This window comes from Haloarcula salina (assembly GCF_010119195.1).
In the GTDB taxonomy this organism is placed as follows: Archaea; Halobacteriota; Halobacteria; order Halobacteriales; family Haloarculaceae; genus Haloarcula; species Haloarcula salina.
The window spans coordinates 624709-641976 of the sequence record NZ_WRXL01000002.1 but is presented as its reverse complement, the minus strand read 5'-3'; the positions used below and the strand labels follow the sequence as shown (position 1 = coordinate 641976).

At 64.6% G+C, this 17268-nt stretch carries 16 protein-coding genes; 12 read left to right on the top strand and 4 right to left on the bottom strand.

The window, feature by feature from the left end:
• Positions 1-57: 57 nt before the first annotated feature.
• Positions 58-648, top strand: a complete 591-nt coding sequence (locus tag GM656_RS08310) for a thioredoxin family protein (RefSeq protein ID WP_162413192.1) — start codon at positions 58-60, stop codon at positions 646-648.
• Between the two features lie 7 nt (positions 649-655).
• On the opposite strand, the gene GM656_RS19060 is transcribed toward GM656_RS08310, so the two are convergent.
• Positions 656-817: a hypothetical protein gene (locus tag GM656_RS19060; protein WP_174242951.1), complete on the bottom strand. Its 162-nt coding sequence runs from the start codon at positions 815-817 to the stop codon at positions 656-658.
• Between the two features lie 282 nt (positions 818-1099).
• On the opposite strand from GM656_RS19060, the gene GM656_RS08305 reads away from it, so the two are divergent.
• The 5 genes from GM656_RS08305 to GM656_RS08285 all read left to right on the top strand — a co-directional run bounded on the left by GM656_RS08305 (position 1100) and on the right by GM656_RS08285 (position 5745).
• Positions 1100-2134, top strand: coding sequence for a DUF7504 family protein (locus tag GM656_RS08305; RefSeq protein ID WP_162413191.1), 1035 nt, complete (start codon positions 1100-1102; stop codon positions 2132-2134).
• 48 nt (positions 2135-2182) lie between these two features.
• Entirely contained in the window at positions 2183-2851 is a 669-nt protein-coding gene (locus tag GM656_RS08300) for an O-methyltransferase (protein ID WP_162413190.1), read from the top strand.
• A gap of 68 nt (positions 2852-2919) precedes the next feature.
• Entirely contained in the window at positions 2920-3309 is a 390-nt protein-coding gene (locus GM656_RS08295) for a hypothetical protein (protein ID WP_162413189.1), read from the top strand.
• A gap of 99 nt (positions 3310-3408) precedes the next feature.
• The gene (locus GM656_RS08290; RefSeq protein WP_174242950.1) at positions 3409-4011 is read left to right on the top strand and encodes a chemotaxis protein CheC; all 603 of its coding nucleotides are present in this window, start codon (positions 3409-3411) and stop codon (positions 4009-4011) included.
• Positions 4012-4092: 81 nt separating this feature from the next.
• Positions 4093-5745 (top strand): long-chain fatty acid--CoA ligase, encoded by a 1653-nt coding sequence (locus tag GM656_RS08285; RefSeq protein ID WP_162413187.1) that lies wholly within the window; start codon positions 4093-4095, stop codon positions 5743-5745.
• Positions 5746-5780: 35 nt separating this feature from the next.
• Here GM656_RS08285 and GM656_RS08280 read toward each other — a convergent pair whose 3' ends face one another.
• Positions 5781-6554 (bottom strand): DUF6517 family protein, encoded by a 774-nt coding sequence (locus GM656_RS08280; RefSeq protein WP_162413186.1) that lies wholly within the window; start codon positions 6552-6554, stop codon positions 5781-5783.
• 125 nt (positions 6555-6679) lie between these two features.
• On the opposite strand from GM656_RS08280, the gene GM656_RS08275 reads away from it, so the two are divergent.
• Positions 6680-7834 (top strand): acyl-CoA dehydrogenase family protein, encoded by a 1155-nt coding sequence (locus GM656_RS08275; protein ID WP_162413185.1) that lies wholly within the window; start codon positions 6680-6682, stop codon positions 7832-7834.
• A gap of 703 nt (positions 7835-8537) precedes the next feature.
• Here the strand turns inward: GM656_RS08275 and GM656_RS08270 are convergent.
• Together GM656_RS08270 and GM656_RS08265 are read right to left on the bottom strand one after the other, a co-directional pair.
• Entirely contained in the window at positions 8538-9866 is a 1329-nt protein-coding gene (locus GM656_RS08270; protein WP_162413184.1) for a Cdc6/Cdc18 family protein, read from the bottom strand.
• 564 nt (positions 9867-10430) lie between these two features.
• Positions 10431-11150: a DICT sensory domain-containing protein gene (locus GM656_RS08265; RefSeq protein WP_162413183.1), complete on the bottom strand. Its 720-nt coding sequence runs from the start codon at positions 11148-11150 to the stop codon at positions 10431-10433.
• Between the two features lie 294 nt (positions 11151-11444).
• Between GM656_RS08265 and GM656_RS08260 the strand changes: the two genes are divergently transcribed.
• From GM656_RS08260 to GM656_RS08240, 5 genes are all read left to right on the top strand, one after another.
• A complete protein-coding gene (locus tag GM656_RS08260; protein ID WP_162413182.1) occupies positions 11445-13343 on the top strand; it encodes a 2-oxoacid:acceptor oxidoreductase subunit alpha in 1899 nt (632 codons plus the stop codon).
• A gap of 3 nt (positions 13344-13346) precedes the next feature.
• Positions 13347-14285: a thiamine pyrophosphate-dependent enzyme gene (locus GM656_RS08255; RefSeq protein ID WP_162413181.1), complete on the top strand. Its 939-nt coding sequence runs from the start codon at positions 13347-13349 to the stop codon at positions 14283-14285.
• A gap of 85 nt (positions 14286-14370) precedes the next feature.
• Positions 14371-14799, top strand: coding sequence for an HTH-type transcriptional regulator LrpA1 (gene lrpA1, locus GM656_RS08250; protein ID WP_162413180.1), 429 nt, complete (start codon positions 14371-14373; stop codon positions 14797-14799).
• Positions 14800-14833: 34 nt separating this feature from the next.
• The gene (locus tag GM656_RS08245; protein WP_162413179.1) at positions 14834-16423 is read left to right on the top strand and encodes a DHH family phosphoesterase; all 1590 of its coding nucleotides are present in this window, start codon (positions 14834-14836) and stop codon (positions 16421-16423) included.
• Between the two features lie 38 nt (positions 16424-16461).
• A complete protein-coding gene (locus GM656_RS08240) occupies positions 16462-17253 on the top strand; it encodes a CBS domain-containing ParB/RepB/Spo0J family partition protein (protein WP_162413178.1) in 792 nt (263 codons plus the stop codon).
• The last annotated feature ends 15 nt before the right edge of the window (positions 17254-17268 follow it).

The following is a 17268-nucleotide window of genomic DNA, read 5'->3' as shown; positions in this document are numbered from 1 at the left end:
TCCGGTCGATCGGGAGCATCCGTGAGGTTTTATTTCGGGCGGTCGAAGTCGTCGTCGATGGTCTCACTCGACTCGGAATCCGACGTGCTCCAGCGCGGTGACGAGGCCCCGTCGTTCGAACTCACCGGAACAGACGAGGAAACGCACTCGCTGGCCGAGTTCGCCGACAACGAGGCCCTCCTCGTCGTGTTCACGTGTAATCACTGTCCCTACGCGAAGGCCAAGATCGACGAGCTGAATCGCCTCGCGGCAGACTACGACGACCTCGCCGTCGTCGGGATCAACGCGAACGACCCCGAAGAGTACCCCGACGACTCCTTCGAGCGGATGCAAGAGCTCGTCGAGCGCGGCGACATCGACTACGACGCGTACCTCTTCGACGAGTCACAGGAGGTCGCGGCGGCTTACGGCGCTCGCTGCACGCCCGACCCGTTCCTGTTCCGCAACGACGGCGGGGCGTTCAAACTGGCCTATCACGGGCGCCTCGACGACGCGCCGAATCCTGACGACGAACCGAGCGAACGGGAGATGGCGGCCCACGTCGAGACGCTTCTCGCGGGCGAGGACGTCACCGCCGCCGAGAAGCCGTCTCGCGGCTGTTCGATCAAGTGGAAACCCGGCAACGAACCGGACTACTGGGACGTCTGACGCCTCGTCACTCGATTTCGTCGAGCGAGTCGAACCCGCTCCAGCACTCGCAGTCGAGGTCCTCGATCGACGTGACCTCGTCCGGGAGCGAGGAGATCGGCATCCCGTCGTCGAACTGGTCACACCCGTCGGCGTGGATGGAGAAGTCGTCGCTCGCCATGACCGGCATGGTCGTAGTTTTCGCGTACCGTCGCAAAAATCCTCGGTCTCGCGCCAGAACTGCGCCGTCTGCACGTGCGGACGGTCGGCGAAATCATCGCGCTAGTGACGGTTATCTCTGTGTGAGGGCGGCCCCGTCCCCGGAAACTCCGACCCGGAGCGGGACAGCGCGGCCGTGTGAGTCCTGAACGATACGGTAGTGTTATCTGTGAGCACTGGACAATTAGATGTCACGAACCCCGAACTATTTTTGATTGATGGGTTTATGGTTGCTGGTACGATACAACAGCCAATGACCGGCGGGCCAGAGACACCGAACGAGTTCATCGACAGCACGTCTTCGGTCCTGTTACTGGCACGGTCCGGGAGCGACGCCGAGTGCGAGGGCTGTACCAGCCTCCTCTCCGAGCACGGTCTGCGCGACTCGAGAGCCATCTGTATCACGATGACGGATTCCCCCGACTCACAGCTCTCGCTCTGGCAGCAGCAACTGGACGACGAGATGCCGGAGGAAGCAGTCATCCTCGACGCAGGGAGTCAACTCCCGGCCGAATCCCAGGCAGCCGGATCGGGCGCGTTTCCCTCACTGACGCTCGAAACGCTCCAGTCGTCCGTCGAGCCGATCGACATTGGGCTCGCAGTCTCCCGTCACCTCGGCCGGTGGGAGGCCGCGGACGGCCCGTCGGTCCTGTGTCTCAACTCGCTCACAGACCTGTTGAACGAGTGGGAGCGCGATCGCGTCATCTCGCTCGTGACCGCGCTCAACCGACAGTGTAGCGAGATGGGCGTGATGTGTCACCACCACCTGGACCCGGAGGCAAACAGCGAAGAGACCGTCGAGATGTTTCGCCCGCTGTACGACGTGGTGTGCGAGTACATCCCGGACCACGGCTGGACGATCACCGGCTCCCCGAACGACGACGCGCCGACGTTCCGCGACTCCGTCACGCCGCCGGGCGGGGTCGCGAAGGGGAACCCGCAGGAACCAGAGACCATCCCGATTCCCTACTCCTTCGACCAGGTGCTCGAACTGATCTCCTCACCGCGGCGTCGGTGCCTGCTCTATCACCTGAAAGACCGCACGGAACACACGATGGACCTCGGCGAGCTCGTCGAGCGCGTCTACGAGCGCGAGAGATCTATCCCAGCGCGCAAGACGCCGAAGTCGCGCGACGAGGTGAGCGTGTCGCTGGCGCACAACCATCTTCCCCGACTAGACGACCTCGGAATCCTCTCGTACGACGCCGACGGCAACACCGTCGAGTACTATCCGAACCCCGCGCTGGAGTCGGCGATGCGGTACGTCGAGCGCCTCGAACTCGGATAGCCGCCGCCACGTCGTACCTTTATATCGCCGCTGGCGGCATACACCGACATGGACGAGACACCGCTGCCGGCGGTCACCGAGCAGTTCGCCCGAACGATAGCGCCCGACGCCGACGATGTGATCGCGGAGATGGACGCGAAGGCCGACCGCGAGGGGTTCCCGACGGTCGGCCCGGCGGTGGGCGGTTGGCTCCGCCTCGTCGCGCGGATGGTCGACGCCGAGCGCGTCTTCGAGTTCGGGTCCGGATTCGGCTACTCCGCGTACTGGATGGCCCCTGCGATCCCCGACTCGGGACGAATCGTGCTGACGGAGATCGACGCCGACGAACTGGCCGAGGCGCGCGAGTACCTCGGACGCGGGGGCTTCGCGGACCGTGCGGCCTTCGAGCACGGCGACGCGATTGACATCGTCGACGAGTACGACGGCCCCTTCGACGTGGTCCTCATCGACAACGAGAAGCACCGGTACGCCGAGGCGTTCGAGGCGGTCCGCGAGAAGGTACCGGTCGGCGGGGCCGTCGTCGCCGACAACATGATCGAGGCCGGCCCGCTCGACTTCGAGGACGTGCGCGCGCTGCTCGACGGCGAGGACGTCGACGCCAACGAGACGAGTCGCGGGATCGCCGCTTATCTAGAGCGCGTGGGCGAGGACCCAGCGTTCGAGACCGGACTGCTGCCGCTCGGCGAGGGCGTCGCCGTGAGCGTCCGCGTCGACTGAGCCGTCATTCGGCTGGTCGCGGCCGTGTACCCAAACGCTATAGTAGTGTGCTAACGAATGTCATAGATATGGCGGACGCCGACACCGGGACGGCAGCGACTGAATCGGGCCTCGACAGCGCCGTCATCGAGCGCGCGGCCGAGCGGGCCGGCGTCGACGAGCGCGACCTGTGCGACGCACTGGTCGTCCTCCACGCCGACCTCATCGGGCGACACGGCCGGTTCGAGCGGACCGTCGACTACGTCACTGTCGACGGGACCCGGGCCTACCGCGTCGCCGACGATACCTGGGACGAACTCCTCGGCGAGTTCGAGTTCGAGAGCGCGGTGGCCGACGCGGCCAGGCACGCACACACCGAACAGGCCAAGCTGCTGTTCGCGGCGTCGGTACGTGGCGACGACAACTTCGACGACGAGAGCGGTGTCGTCATCGGGATCGACACGGCAGAGCAGTTCTGAGTCCGGCGGTCGTCGGCTCCGATTCTCGTCTGCGAAAATGCGGGTGCATAGCTTATGTAGGAGGCAGGGTAACTGAGGGCCAACGGCTAGTCCTAACGCATGAGTCTGATGATAGATATACGGAAGCTCGGGTTGTTCAATCAGATGGCAAAGGAGGGCGGGAACACCGTCGCGAACCACCTGAGCCAGATGACGGGGATGGAGACGGAGATGGAGATCACCAAGATCAATTTCATCGACATCCCGGACATCAAGACCCACGTTGGCGACCAGAAGCAGATCGGTATCAGTATCGAGATGGTCGAGAAGCCCCACGGCCACATCCTCTTTCTGTTCAACGCCGCCAGCGCGAAGGACCTGGCAAGCGGAATGATCGGCGACATGGGCGAAACGGATCCGAACGCCAACGGCTTCACCGACATGGAGCGATCCGCCATCCAGGAGATCGGCAACATCATGACCAGCGGCTTCATCGACGGCTGGGCGAACGTCCTCGATACGACCATCGACATCTCGACGCCGAACTTCACCTTCGGGCCGGGCAGCGGCATGGTCGACCAGCTCGTCGGCGACCGCGAGAACGAGATGGCGTTGATGTTCGACTCGCGCGTCCACGCGCTGGAGTCCGACATCAACGTCAAGGTCTACACGTTCCCGGAACTGGAAGAGCTCGTGGACCTCATGCAAGAGATCGAGGTGTAGGACTCACCTCGCGGATAAACTCCGTTTCTTCCATGAACAATTTAGCAGATCTTCATGTGTCATGCGCCCCTGGGGCACGGTATGCCAGGAGGTTCTTCCCAGCGGCTGCGACCGTTCCTGTGGCGCGCCGAGCAACTGTACGCCGACACGGAGATCGTCTCGCGGACCAACGAGGGGCTGGTCCGGTACGATTACGCCGAGTACGGTGACCGGACTGCCCAGCTAGCGAACGCCCTCGACGCCGCCGGCTACGGCGACGGGGAGCGACTCGGGACGTTCTGCTGGAACACGAACCGGCACTTCGAGACCTACTTCGGCGTCCCCGGCATCGGCGCGCAGTTGCACACGATCAATCCGCTCCTCCCGGACGAGCATATCCAGTACATCGTCGAGAACGCGCGGGACCGGACAATCTTCGTCGACGTGTCGCTGCTGCCGAAGCTCGAAGGGGCCGTCGCCGACGACCCCGAGCCCTTCGAGTCCGTCGAGCGCTACGTCGTGATGAGCGACGAACTTCCGGAGACCGACCTCGACGCCGTCGCCTACGAGTCGTTCATCGCTGACCAACCCACGGAGTACGACTGGCCGTCCCTCGAAGGGGACCGACCCGCCGGCCTCTGTTACACCTCGGGGACGACCGGCCGGCCGAAGGGCGTCGAGTACACCCAGCAGATGCTCTGGGCGCACACGATGGGGATCCAGTCCCCCCAGGGGATCCCGCTGGCCGACGACGACGTGGTGATGCCAGTCGTCCCGATGTTCCACGTCAACGCCTGGGGACTGCCGTTCTCGGCGACCGCCGGCGGCGCGAAACACGTCTACCCGGGCCCACAGCCCGATCCGGCGGACCTGGCAAAGCTCATCGAGGAAGAGCGCGTCACGGTCACCGCGGGCGTCCCGACGGTGTGGCTCGGCCTGATGGAGTACGTCAGGGAGAACGACGTCGACCTCTCGTCGCTCGACCGCCTCGTGGTCGGCGGGAGCGCGGCCCCGGAGGCGATGATTCGCTTCTTCGACGACCGCGACGTGGAGCTCGTCCACGCGTGGGGAATGACCGAGACGGCTCCGGTCGGCGCGGTGGCGACCCTCAAGAGCGACCTGCGGGACGCCGACTACGAGACGCAGTTGGCCAAGCGCTCGAAACAGGGCCTCGTCTCGCCCGGCCTGGAGTTCCGCGTCGTCGACGACGACGGGAACGAGGTCCCGCACAACGGCGAGGATTTCGGCGAACTCTACGTCCGCGGACCGTGGGTGACGACCGAGTACTTCGAACGCCCCGACGCCACCCGGACGGACTTCGAGGACGGTTACCTGAAGACCGGAGACGTGGTCACCGTCGACGAAGACGGCTACATCGAGATCGTCGACCGCGCCAAGGACGTCATCAAGAGCGGCGGCGAGTGGATCTCGTCGGTCGAACTGGAGAACGAACTGATGGCCCACGAGCACGTCGCGGAGGCGGCGGTCATCGGCGTCCCCCACGAGCGCTGGCAGGAGCGCCCGCTCGCGATGATCGTCCCGACGGCCGACGCCGACGAGGACACGCTCGGCGACGAACTGCGCGAGTACATCCTCGACTCGTATCCGAAGTGGTGGGTCCCGGACAACTTCGTCGTCATCGACGAGGTCCCGAAGACGGCGACCGGGAAGTTCGACAAGAAGGCCCTCCGCGAGGCGTACGGCGACGAGTCCCTCGTCGAGGGGCGCGTGCCGGACGACGCCGCACCGGAGTAGCGGGCCGTCCCACTTGGATCGAGCGACCCACCCGACTACTGAACGCCGGCGACGAGCCCTCTGATCTCGGTCCGGTACGCCTCCGGTTCGAGGCCGAGATCTACGTCGACGGTCACCGTGATCCCCTCGCTCAGGGAGTTCTCGACGACCTGATCGAAGTTCTGGGCCGGATAGGCCCCACCGGAGATGAGGACGTAGTCGCCGTGGTGCCAGACGGCGAGGAGCGCCGCGATGTCGATGTCGGCCGGCGGAATCTCCACCGACTTGTCCTCGGTCACGTCGAAGCCGATTCCCTGGAAAGGGTACGCGGCAGAGAGCCGGATCGTCTCGGCCGTCTCGCCGGTGTCGATATCCAGTGTCCCTTCGCCGGTCTTCTCGATGTCCGTCAGGCCCTGGTTCCGCATCTGCTGTTCGAAGGTCTCCCGTGCGTTCGACTGCACCTGGCTCAGGAGCTCCGCCCGCCCGGCTCCGGCGGGGAGGTTGTCGAGGTTCGGGCTGAAGTCGACGCGAGTCGCGAAAAACACCGATAGGGCGGTCTGGACCTGTTCGAGCGTTCGGCCGGCGACGCGCTCCTGTAACTGCTCGTCGACGTACTGGACCGTGTTCGACACCGCTTCGATGGTGACCGGCCCGTAGCTCCGTTCGAGCACCGTCTCGGAGGCCTGGTTCGTGCGCGTCCAGCCGCCGTCGTCGAGTCGCTGTTTCGGGACGTTCGGCGCGGGTGTCGCGGCGGCGGCCAGGAACGAACACCCGGCGAGTCCGGCCGTTCCGAGGCTCGCGCCGGCGATGAGGTAGTCACGACGGTTCATATCCGACCCTGGCTACTGCGACCCAAAAGCGTGCTGGCCGATTATCAGCGAATTTTCGGGAACAATCCCACCGAGGTTTGTCCGAGTTTCACGAATTATATGCCAATTCGGGCCGTGATACGGATATGGAGTTACTGTCCGAAGAACTCGTCCCGGAGCACGCACGCGAGGTCAAGCGAGCGGCCCGCGAGTTCGCGACGGAGCACATCGAGCCCGCGGCGGCCGAGTACTACGCCTCGGGCGAATACCCGTGGGAAGTCCTCGAAGCCGGCATGGACGCCGGGCTGGTCGCACAGGACATCGGCGAGGAGTGGGGCGGCCGCGGGTTCGACCTCCAACAGGTCCTGGCCGTCGCCGAGGAGTTCTACAAGGCCGACGCGGGCATCGCGCTGACGCTCCAGCTCGCCAGCTTCGGGGCCGAGATCGTCGAGGACCACGGCGACGAGTGGCAGAAAGAGGAGTTCCTCCGTCCGGTCGCGGCGAACGACAAGCTCACCGGGCTCGCGGTCTCCGAACCGGAGACGGGCAGCGACCTGGCCGGGATGTCGACCACCGCGGAGAAGGACGGCGACGAGTGGGTCCTCGACGGCGAGAAGTACTGGATCGGTAACGGCGTCGAGGCGGACTGGGTCACGCTGTACGCCAAGACCGGCGACGACCCGGACAACCGCTACGGGAACTACTCGCTGTTCATCGTGCCGACCGACGCCGACGGCTACCACGCCGAACACATCCCGGAGAAGATGGGCTTTCGGGCGTCCAAGCAGGCCCACATCGTCCTCGACGACTGCCGGATCCCGGAGGACCACCTCATCGGCGTCGAAGGGGCCGGATTCTACATGCTCGCGGAGTTCTTCAATCACGGCCGGACCATCGTCGGCGGCCACGGTATCGGACTCGCCGCGGCGGCCATCGAGGAGGCATGGGAGTTCGTCCACGACCGCGAGGCCTTCGGCAGGACGGTCGACGAGTTCCAGGCGGTCCAGCACAAACTGGCCGACATGCAACTGGACTTCCAATCGGCCCGCACGCTGACCTGGCACGCCGCCGACCGCGTCGCGAATCAGGAGAACGCGGGCTACTGGGCGGCGCTCGCGAAGACGCAGGCGACAGAGGCCGCGATGGACTGCGCTGAACGGGGGATGCAACTGCACGGCGGTCGGTCGGTCCTGACGGAGAACCGGATCTCGCGGGTGTACCGCGACGTTCGCATCCCGGTCATCTACGAAGGAGCCAACGACATCCAGCGGAACCTCATCTACAATCAGGCGCCCCAGTGACGGGCCGGATCGTGGGAGCGGACAGGGCGCTCTCACCAGTGGAACGTGGTGCCGTCACACACCACGCTGCAAGTGTTCTTGACCGCCGACGTATCGGCCGATGCTGTCGCTGAGACACCACCCTGCAAGTGTTTCTCGTGAAGAGCGACGGTTCCCTGTGACAGTCCCAGTCCTCGAATCCGATGTGGCTCCCGGATCAGATACCGAATTGCCGTCTCACCGACCCACACCACCTTGCAAGTGTTTTTCAGCGGTTTCGAGACGGTTCGATCGGTTTCGTCCTGTACCCGAGAGCGCGGGACACCACCGTGCAAGTGTTCCGCAGGGGTAGTATCGCCCCCCGTTACACACCCTGAACCGCCGTGTTCCGGGACCACACCACCCTGCAAGTGTTTTCAGCGATGGCTGGGGGGTCTCGGTCCGTCCCGACGCCCGTCGACCACCGGACACCGCCGTGCAAGTGTTTCCACCGCCAATCGGACCGATAGCCCGGTATTTCTCCGGTCACAGAGGCCCCGAACGGCCGGATGACACACCGGCTTGCAACTGTTCTCCGTCGCGATAGCGCCTGGTACCACCGATAACTGACGGACACCCACACACCACGCTGCAAGTGTTCTCCGATCCTGCGGCGGCCGGCCCCAGGTGAACTGCCAGAGGTTCTGTTCGACCTCAGGTGAACTGCCAGAGGTTCTGTTCGACCTCAGGTGAACTGCCAGAGGTTCTGTTGTTCGTCGTCGGTGGTGTCCGGCGCCTCGAACTCGGTCGCCTCCCCCTCCAGATAGTGTTCGAGGATGCCATCGACGTTGCTCGGGACGGCGTCGCTGTAAGAGGACTGGAGCGCGGCGCTGATGATGTCGGCCGGGTCGTCGGTGACCTCGTAGATGTACTTACGACCGCCCTTCCGACCGAGATTCCGCTCGGCGGAGCGGACGAGTCCCTGCATCGAGAGCTGATCGAGGAACTCGTAGATCTTGCGCTCGGACTTGACCCGGCGGCCGCTGGACTCCGCGATAGATGAGTACAGATTGTAGATTCGCTTCGTCGACGCCTCGTGTTTCGGTTCGATGAGAGCGAGCGTCGTCGCCAGATACGTCAGCGCCTGCTGTGAGCTGAGGTCGTGTTCGAAGTAGTCGAGGAGTTCGTCGGTCTCGATGGTGTCTGTCGCGCGGCGCGTGTGAGCCTCCGTCACGCCCTCTGTACCCTCCATCCGGGCGTACTCCCCGGCTTTCTCCAGAATTCGGAGCCCCTGGCGCACGTCGCCGCGTTCCTGAGCGGAGAACGCCGCGGCCAGCGGGACCACCTCGTCACCGAGGACGTCGTCCCGGAACGCGATGTCGGCGTAGTAGCCGAGGATGTCCCTGAGTTCGTTCGCGTCGTAGGGCCCGAACTTGATCTCGCGTTCGCCCAGCGTCGACTTCACTTTCGGTTCCAGCACGTCGACGAACTTCAGATCGTTCGAGATGCCGATGAGACCGACCTTCGCGTCCGTGATCGGCGTGTTCTCGTTTGCCTCCGCCCGCGGCAGTTCGTAGAGGAAGTCGTTTCGCGCGTCCGCCGGAATGTTGTCGATCTCGTCTAAGATTATGAGGACGTTCCCGCCGACGGCCTCGATCTCCTCGTAGAGGAACTCGAAGACGCTGTCAGTGCTGTAGCCGCTCTCCGGGAGCTGGTCTTCGGGGTCGCGGAACTCGTTGACGAGCGTGTTGACGAGCGCGTACGCAGACCGGTAGTTCCGGCAGTTGATCGGGCCGACGACGGTGAGCGGGATCTCCTCCGCGTCGGCCTTCTCCTCGAGTTTGTCCCTGACCCATTTCGTGACGGCGGTCTTCCCGACGCCGGTGGGTCCGTAGACGAAGACGTTGTTCGGGTCGTGGCCGACGATCACGTCCTGGAGCGCGTTGATGTAGAACTCGATCTCCTCGTCGCGGTGGAAGATCGTGTCGGGAGTGAACGTGTCCTTCTTCAGTGGCTGCTTCCGCTCGAAGATCGCGTCGGTCCCGTCGAAGGGGTTCTCGTTCACGTCGACCATCCGTGGACCACCTTTCGGTCGGTCATATATAAAATCCACGACCACCGTTCAAGTGTTTCAAGTGTTCTCGATGGAGGTGGGCACACACCACCGTGCGAGTGTTTTTTCGAGACTAACTCGTAGTCATCCCGGTGAGAACTGCTCTGTCGGGAACCTGAAGTCACGATACTTCAGTCCTGTGATTTAGCGTCAGACCAGACGTTTGCAATTCGGAGAATCCGGCTATTTGTTATATTTTACGATACGTGCAAAATTTACTACTGCGAAACCGAGAGTGGTTCAGACGAGAAAACAATCAAGAGTCGATATGCTCCGAGAATACTCGAATCTCGCGCATTCTGAGTTATGGACCAAACGACCAATCGCCCCGCAGTATTCTCGAAGTTATATCCGAATCCGCGTCTCGGTCGCGTCGTCGTGTCCACCCACCACTCTCCGATTCAGAACACTTGCAGGGTGGTGTGTGTCTGTCCCGCCGGATAGAGTAGTCCAAACGTAAAAGGAGATCGATGATCACCGGACGAATGAGAGCGCGCAGACGCGCCGTTCCGGGGGATGTGGGCCTTACTGTTCGAGATAGCCGTAGGTCGACTCCAGGTAGTCGATGATCCAGTCGACCGTCGATTCGTCGTAGGTCCAGAACCCGTAGAACTGTCGGGGCTCTCGCTCCTCGGCCAGCAGCGCACACTTCTGTCTGGGATCGCCGCCGCCGTCGAAGACGACGAACCAGGAGTCGGCGATCTCCTGGCTGCGTTCGAGGTGGAGGGAGAACGCGCTCGATTCCGGGGGTTCGATGTCCGGGACGGCGTAGGCGTGGACCGACACCTCCGTCTCGCCGAGTCGCTCGTACAGGTCGAGTTCGCCCTGCAGGGTCGACAGCGTCTGGAAACCCGCGTGCAGCGACCCGTTTCCGACGCGCCACGCGCGATCCTCGATCTCGCGCGAGGCGGCGACCATCCGTTCGATGGACCACGACGTGAACATCGTTTCGTCCATGTGATCCAGAATCGAGCGATAGGGACTGCTGTCGCGCGTGATGTAGCGATCGCCGTTCGAGAGCGTCTCGGTGAACGAATCGAGGCTCGCGGCCGCGACGACTTCGTCGCCGTCGCTGAGCGTGATGAACTCCCCGGGACGGCCGCTCTCAGTTCGTTCCGCACGCACCCGCACGTTCCGATCGGAAAAACGCTCGCGCAGGTCGTCCACGACCGACTCCCCGGCGTTGAAGACCGTCAGCGTCTTCTGGTGGTCCTCCACTCCGGCGATGAGTTCCGTTAACGACATCCTCGATTAGACATCGGTTCTCACTGTGTTAGTCGTTCCGACGACTCTCACCGAGAGTCACCCGACGGGCCGTGAATTACAGGCACTGCGGGCGATATATTGCGGCCGTATTCTCCGCATAATCGCGGTATTCTCCGACATACCACGGACAGACGATCCGAAAGTCGAAATCCGGCACGTGAGCCGCTGAATCGAAAGATAACGATTAATGAACGGTGTTGTAGTGGAAAATCTTTAGTCACGGCCCTCCAATTGGCGAGATACGGCACCAGAGCTGGGGCCGAGGATTTCACCATGACAGACAACGAACTAATCTGGCGCATCGCTGGCGGTTCCGGTGACGGGATCGACTCGACGAGCCAGAACTTCGCGAAAGCCTTGATGCGGTCGGGGCTTCACGTGTTCACACATCGCCACTACCCGTCGCGCATCCGTGGCGGCCACACGTACGTGGAAGTACGCGCGAAAGACGAGCCGGTACAGTCACGCGGTGACGGCTACAACTTCCTGCTCGCGCTGGGCGACTCCTTCGCCCGCAACCCGCAGGAAGAGGCCTATTACGGGAAGGAAGAGCTGAAGCCGCTGTACGAGAACTTCGACGACCTCCGCGAGGGCGGCGTCCTCCTCTACGACGAGGGGCTCCTCGACGAAGAGGACGTCGAGGAGATCGAACTCGAAGAGGCCGCCGAGGAGAACGGCTGGCACGTCGTCCCGATGGACCTGCGCGGCATCGCCAAGGAACACGGCCGCGAGATCATGCGGAACACGGCCGGGATCGGCGCGACCGCCGCCATCCTCGACATCGACACCGCCGAGTTCGAACAGCTCATCGAGCAGAACATGAGCGGCGACATGCAGGAGGCGAACCTCAACGTCCTGCACGACGCCTACGAGGCCGCGGCCGACCTCGACATCGACCACGACATCGAGGTGCCAGACAACTCCCACGACGAGGAGCAAGTCATCCTCTCGGGTTCGAACGCCATCTCCTACGGGGCGCTCGACGAGGGCTGTCGGTTCATCTCGGGCTACCCGATGACGCCGTGGACCGACGTGTTCACCATCATGTCACAGCACCTGCCGGAGTTCGGTGGAATCTCCGAGCAGGTCGAGGACGAGATCGCGGCCGCCGCGCTCGCCCTCGGTGCGTCACACGCCGGCGTGAAGGCCATGTCCGGGTCGTCCGGCGGTGGCTTCGCGCTGATGTCAGAGCCGCTCGGACTCGCCGAGATGACCGAGACGCCCATCGTGCTGGTCGAAGCCATGCGTGCCGGTCCGTCGACCGGGATGCCGACCAAGCCCGAGCAGGCCGACCTCGAACACGTCCTGTACACCTCGCAGGGCGACTCCGCGCGCGTCGTGTTCGCGCCCGCGAACATCCGCGAGTGCTACACGCAGACCCGGTCTGCGTTCCGCATCGCCTACGAGTACCAGATTCCGGCCATCGTCGTCTACGACCAGAAGATCCAGGGCGAGCTCCGGAACCTCCCGGCCAGTCACTTCGACGAGGAGCCGAACGCCGACCCCGGCTCCGTCCTCACCGAGGAGGAGATCCAGGAGGCCGCACACCACCCCTCCGGGAAGTTCCAGCGCTTCCTTCACGAGCCGGAGGACGGCTCGAACGTCAGCCCGCGCTCCGTGCCGGGCCAGAAGGACGGGCGCTACCTCGCGACCGGCAACGAGCACAACCCCTCGGGCCACATCAGCGAGGACCCCGAGAACCGCATCGCCCAGATGGAGCGGCGGCTGAACAAGCTCGACGACATCCGCGCCGACCTAGACGAGAACGCGGGCCACCAGACCTACTACGGGCCGGAGGACGCGGATCACGGGATCCTCGTCTGGGGGAGCCAGCAGGACACGGCCTTCGAAGCCGTCGACCGGCTCAACGAGAACGGTCACTCCGTGAAAGCGCTGGGCGTCTCCGACATGATGCCCTACCCGGTCGAGGAAGTCAGCGAGTGGCTCGAGTCCGTCGACGAGGCGCTCGTCGTCGAGATGAACGCCACCGCCCAGTTCCGGGGACTGACCCAGAAGGAACTCGGCAAGTACGGCGAGAAGCTGTCGAGCTTGCTGAAGTACAACGGTAACCCCTTCGAGCCCGCCGAGATCGTCGACGGGTTCGAGTCCAGCATCGACGGCGAGGAACTCGCCGCGAGCAACATGAAGTTCGTACCCGCGGCAGGTGACTAACCCATGAGTGCATTCAGTGCAATCGGCGACGAGCGAGAGATCGACCGCGACGAGTTCACGCCCGGCATCGAGCCGCAGGCGACCTGGTGTCCCGGCTGTGGCGACTTCGGCGTCCTGAAGGCGCTGAAACAGGCCATGCCGGAGGTCGGACGCAATCCCGACGAGGTCGCCCTGTTCACGGGCATCGGCTGTTCCGGAAAGCTCAACAGCTACTTCAACAGCTACGGCTTCCACACCATCCACGGCCGCTCGCTGCCCGTCGCCCGGGCGGCGAAGCTCGCCAACCCCGAACTCGAAGTCATCGCCGCCGGCGGTGACGGCGACGGGTACGGCATCGGCGGAAACCACCTCATCCACACGGCCCGTGAGAACCACGATATGACGTATATCGTGTTCAACAACGAGATCTTCGGGCTGACCAAGGGGCAGACCTCGCCGACCTCGCCGAAGGGGCACAAGTCCAAGACGCAGCCCCACGGCTCGGCGAAGTCGCCGATCCGGCCGCTGAGCCAGTCGCTCAACGCCGGCGCGACCTACATCGCTCGCACGGCCGCCGTGAATCCGAACCAGGCCAAGGAGATCATCGCCGAGGCCATCGAACACGACGGCTTCGCGCACATCGACTTCCTGACCCAGTGTCCGACCTGGAACAAGGACGCGAAGCACTACGTCCCGTACACGGACGTCCAGCAGTCCGACGACTACGACTTCGACCTCTCGGACCGCGCGGAGGCCGCCGAGATGATGCGCCAGACCGAGGAGAAGCTCTACGAGGGCGAAGTCCTCACCGGACGGATGTACGTCGAAGACGCGCGCCCCTCCTACGGACAGGAGAAGCGCCAGATCGGCGAGATGCCGGAGGAACCGCTCGCGGAGCGGTACTTCGACGAGGACGCGGAGTGGGAGCGGACCTACGACAACCTCCTCGAGCATCACAAATAAGGGTCCCGTCGGTTCGTTCGACGGCTTCCCGAAACCGGCTTTCCGGTTCGGAAGATATTTTTTCATGCACCGAAAAGATAGCTCCATGAGTTCCGAGTCTACGGAGCGTCGAATCCTTTCGGTCCTCGAAGAGGACGCACAGGCTTCGTACGCGGAGATCGCGGAGCGTGCAGACGTGTCGAAGCCCACGGTGCGCAAGTACATCCAGAAGCTCGAAGAGGAGGGCGTCATCGTCGGGTACTCCGCCGACATCGACCCGAAGAAGCTGGCGGGCCAGTCCATCGCGCTCGTCGGCATCGACGTGGCGAGCGAGCGCTACGTCGAAGCGACGCGCCAACTGAAGGACATCCCGGCGGTCGAAGAGCTGTACACCTCCAGCGGCGACCACATGCTGATGGCCGAGGTCCGCGCGCTCGACGGGGACTCTCTGGCAGAGGTCATCGAGGACAAGATCCTGTCGCTCGATGGCGTAACGGCCGCGCATCCGTCCTTCCTCCAGGAACGGCTGAAATAACGGGATTTTAGGCGCTCCAGAGCCGACTGCGAGTATGCTTTCTCGGCTGGTGCTCGGATTCGGGCCGACGGCACGACACCTCCTCGATCACGTCAGCGCCGACGCCGGCGATCTCGTGGTCGTCACCGACGACGAGCACCGGGTCGAGACGCTCCGCGCGGACGGGGTCGAAGTCCACGAGGCCGATCCGACCGACCGCGCGACGCTCTCTGCGCTGGATTTCGAACCGGAGAGCGTCGTCGTCGCCGGCGAGGATCCGGACCGGAACACCGCGGCGGCGACCCTCGCGGCCGAGTGCTTCCCCGACGCGTTCCTGTTCGCCTACGCCGGGACGGAGGCACCGCCGGAACAGCGCGAGCGCCTGGAGGCCGCGGCCGACCGCGTGGTGGTCCCCGAGGCAGTCGTGACGGAGCGCCTCCAAGAGATTGTCGGCGACGAGGGGACGCGCGCTCGCAAGCTCCAGCAGGTCCTCCGGGACGTCGACGACCACCTGGCGGTCGTCACGCACGACAACCCCGACCCGGACGCGATCGCGAGCGCCGTCGCGCTTGGCGAACTCGCCGAGCGGGCCGGCTGCGAGGTGACGATCTGTTACTACGGGGAGATCTCCCACCAGGAGAACCGCGCGTTCGTGAACGTCCTGGAGTTCGACCTCGCGAACCTCGACCCGGACGACCCGGACGCCTTAGAGCCGTTCGACGGCTTCGCGCTGGTCGATCACTCCCGACCGGGCGTCAACGACCAGCTCCCGGAAGAGACCCCGATCGACATCGTCATCGACCACCACCCGCCGCGCGTGCCCGTCGAGGCGCGCTTCGTCGACCTCCGGAGCGGCGTCGGGGCGACGAGCACGCTGCTGGTGGACTACCTCCAGCGGTTCGGCGTCGACATCTCCGGCCCCATCGCCACGGGCCTGTTGTTCGGTATCCAGGTCGATACGAAGGACTTCCGGCGCGAGGTCGTCGCGAAGGACTTCGAAGCCGCCGCTCACCTCGTCACCGACGCGGACATGGGAGCGCTCCAGCGCATCGAGAACCCGAGCGTGAGCGCCGAGACGCTCTCTGTCATCGGGCGCGCGATAACGAACCGCCAGCGCGAGGGCTCTGTGCTGTCGAGCGGCGTCGGCGTGATCGGCGACCGAGACGCGCTCGCGCAGGCGGCGGACCGCCTCCTCAACCTCGAAGGGGTCCAGGCGACGATGGTGTACGGCGTCATCGACGGTGTGATCTACGTCTCGGCGCGCGCCCGCGGGGCCGACATCGACCTCGGCGAGGCGCTGCGGGACGCCTTCGGGCAGATCGGTTCCGCCGGGGGCCACGCCGATATGGCCGGCGCGCAGATCGAACTGGGCCTGTTAGAGGCCGTCGACGACCGCGAGGAGTCCCTCGAAGCGGTCGTCGAGTCCATCGTCTCGGACCGCTTCCTCGACGCCGTCCAGTCGCGGTCCAACCGCCTCCTCGGGCGGATGTACGGTCGCGCGGGCTACGACGGCGAAGCGTTCGCGGAGGCGACGGGCGTCGGTCGAAGAATCCACGGCGACCGCGACGAGGCCGAGAGCGCGACTGACGACGCCGACGAGGCCGAGGACCTCGTCGACCCCGAATCGGATCAGGACGCCAGGTAGGCGAGCCTTTTTTGCCGTCGGTCGAGAACTCACCGGCGATGGACGAATCGAGTCGACCGACGGTCGGGGATTACATGAGCCGCGAGGTCGCCACCGTCGAACTCGACGACACCGTCGGTGAAGTGGCGCGACGCATCGCCGACAACGATCACTTCAGCGGCTTCCCGGTGACGGACGGCCGGCGCGTCGAGGGATTCGTCAGCGCCCGCGACCTGTTGCTCGCGGAGGACCACGAGCCGATGTTCCGCGTGATGACCGAGGACATCCTCGTGGCCCACCCGGACATGGCCGTCCAGGACGCGGCCCGGGTCATCCTGCGCTCGGGCATCCAGAAACTCCCCGTCGTCGACGACGCCGGCCACCTCGTCGGCATCATCTCGAACGCCGACGTGATCCGCTCGCACATCGAGCGGGCGACGCCGGGCAAGGTCGACAAGCTCAGCCGAACGCTGGAGAACATCCACGGCATCACCACCCACGAAGGCAGGCGGGAGGTGAAGCTGTCCGACCTCACGCCGACGCAGACGACGGTGTACGCCGACGAACTCGAAGGACGGGTGTACGAACTCGAACGCGGGCTGGCCGAGCCCCTGGTCGTCATCGACAACGGCGGGGACCTCCTGCTGGCCGACGGTCACCACCGGGTGAAGGCCGCCGCGCGCCTCGGCATCGAAGAGATGGACGCTTACGTCATCGTCCTCGACGAGACGGTCGAACTGGGGATGGCCGAGACGGCCGCCAACTCCGACCTCGAATCCATCGAGGACATCGAAGTCGTCGACTACGCCCACCACCCCCTCGTCCAGACGACCGAACGGCTCCAGGAGTAGCGCTCACCAGCGGAG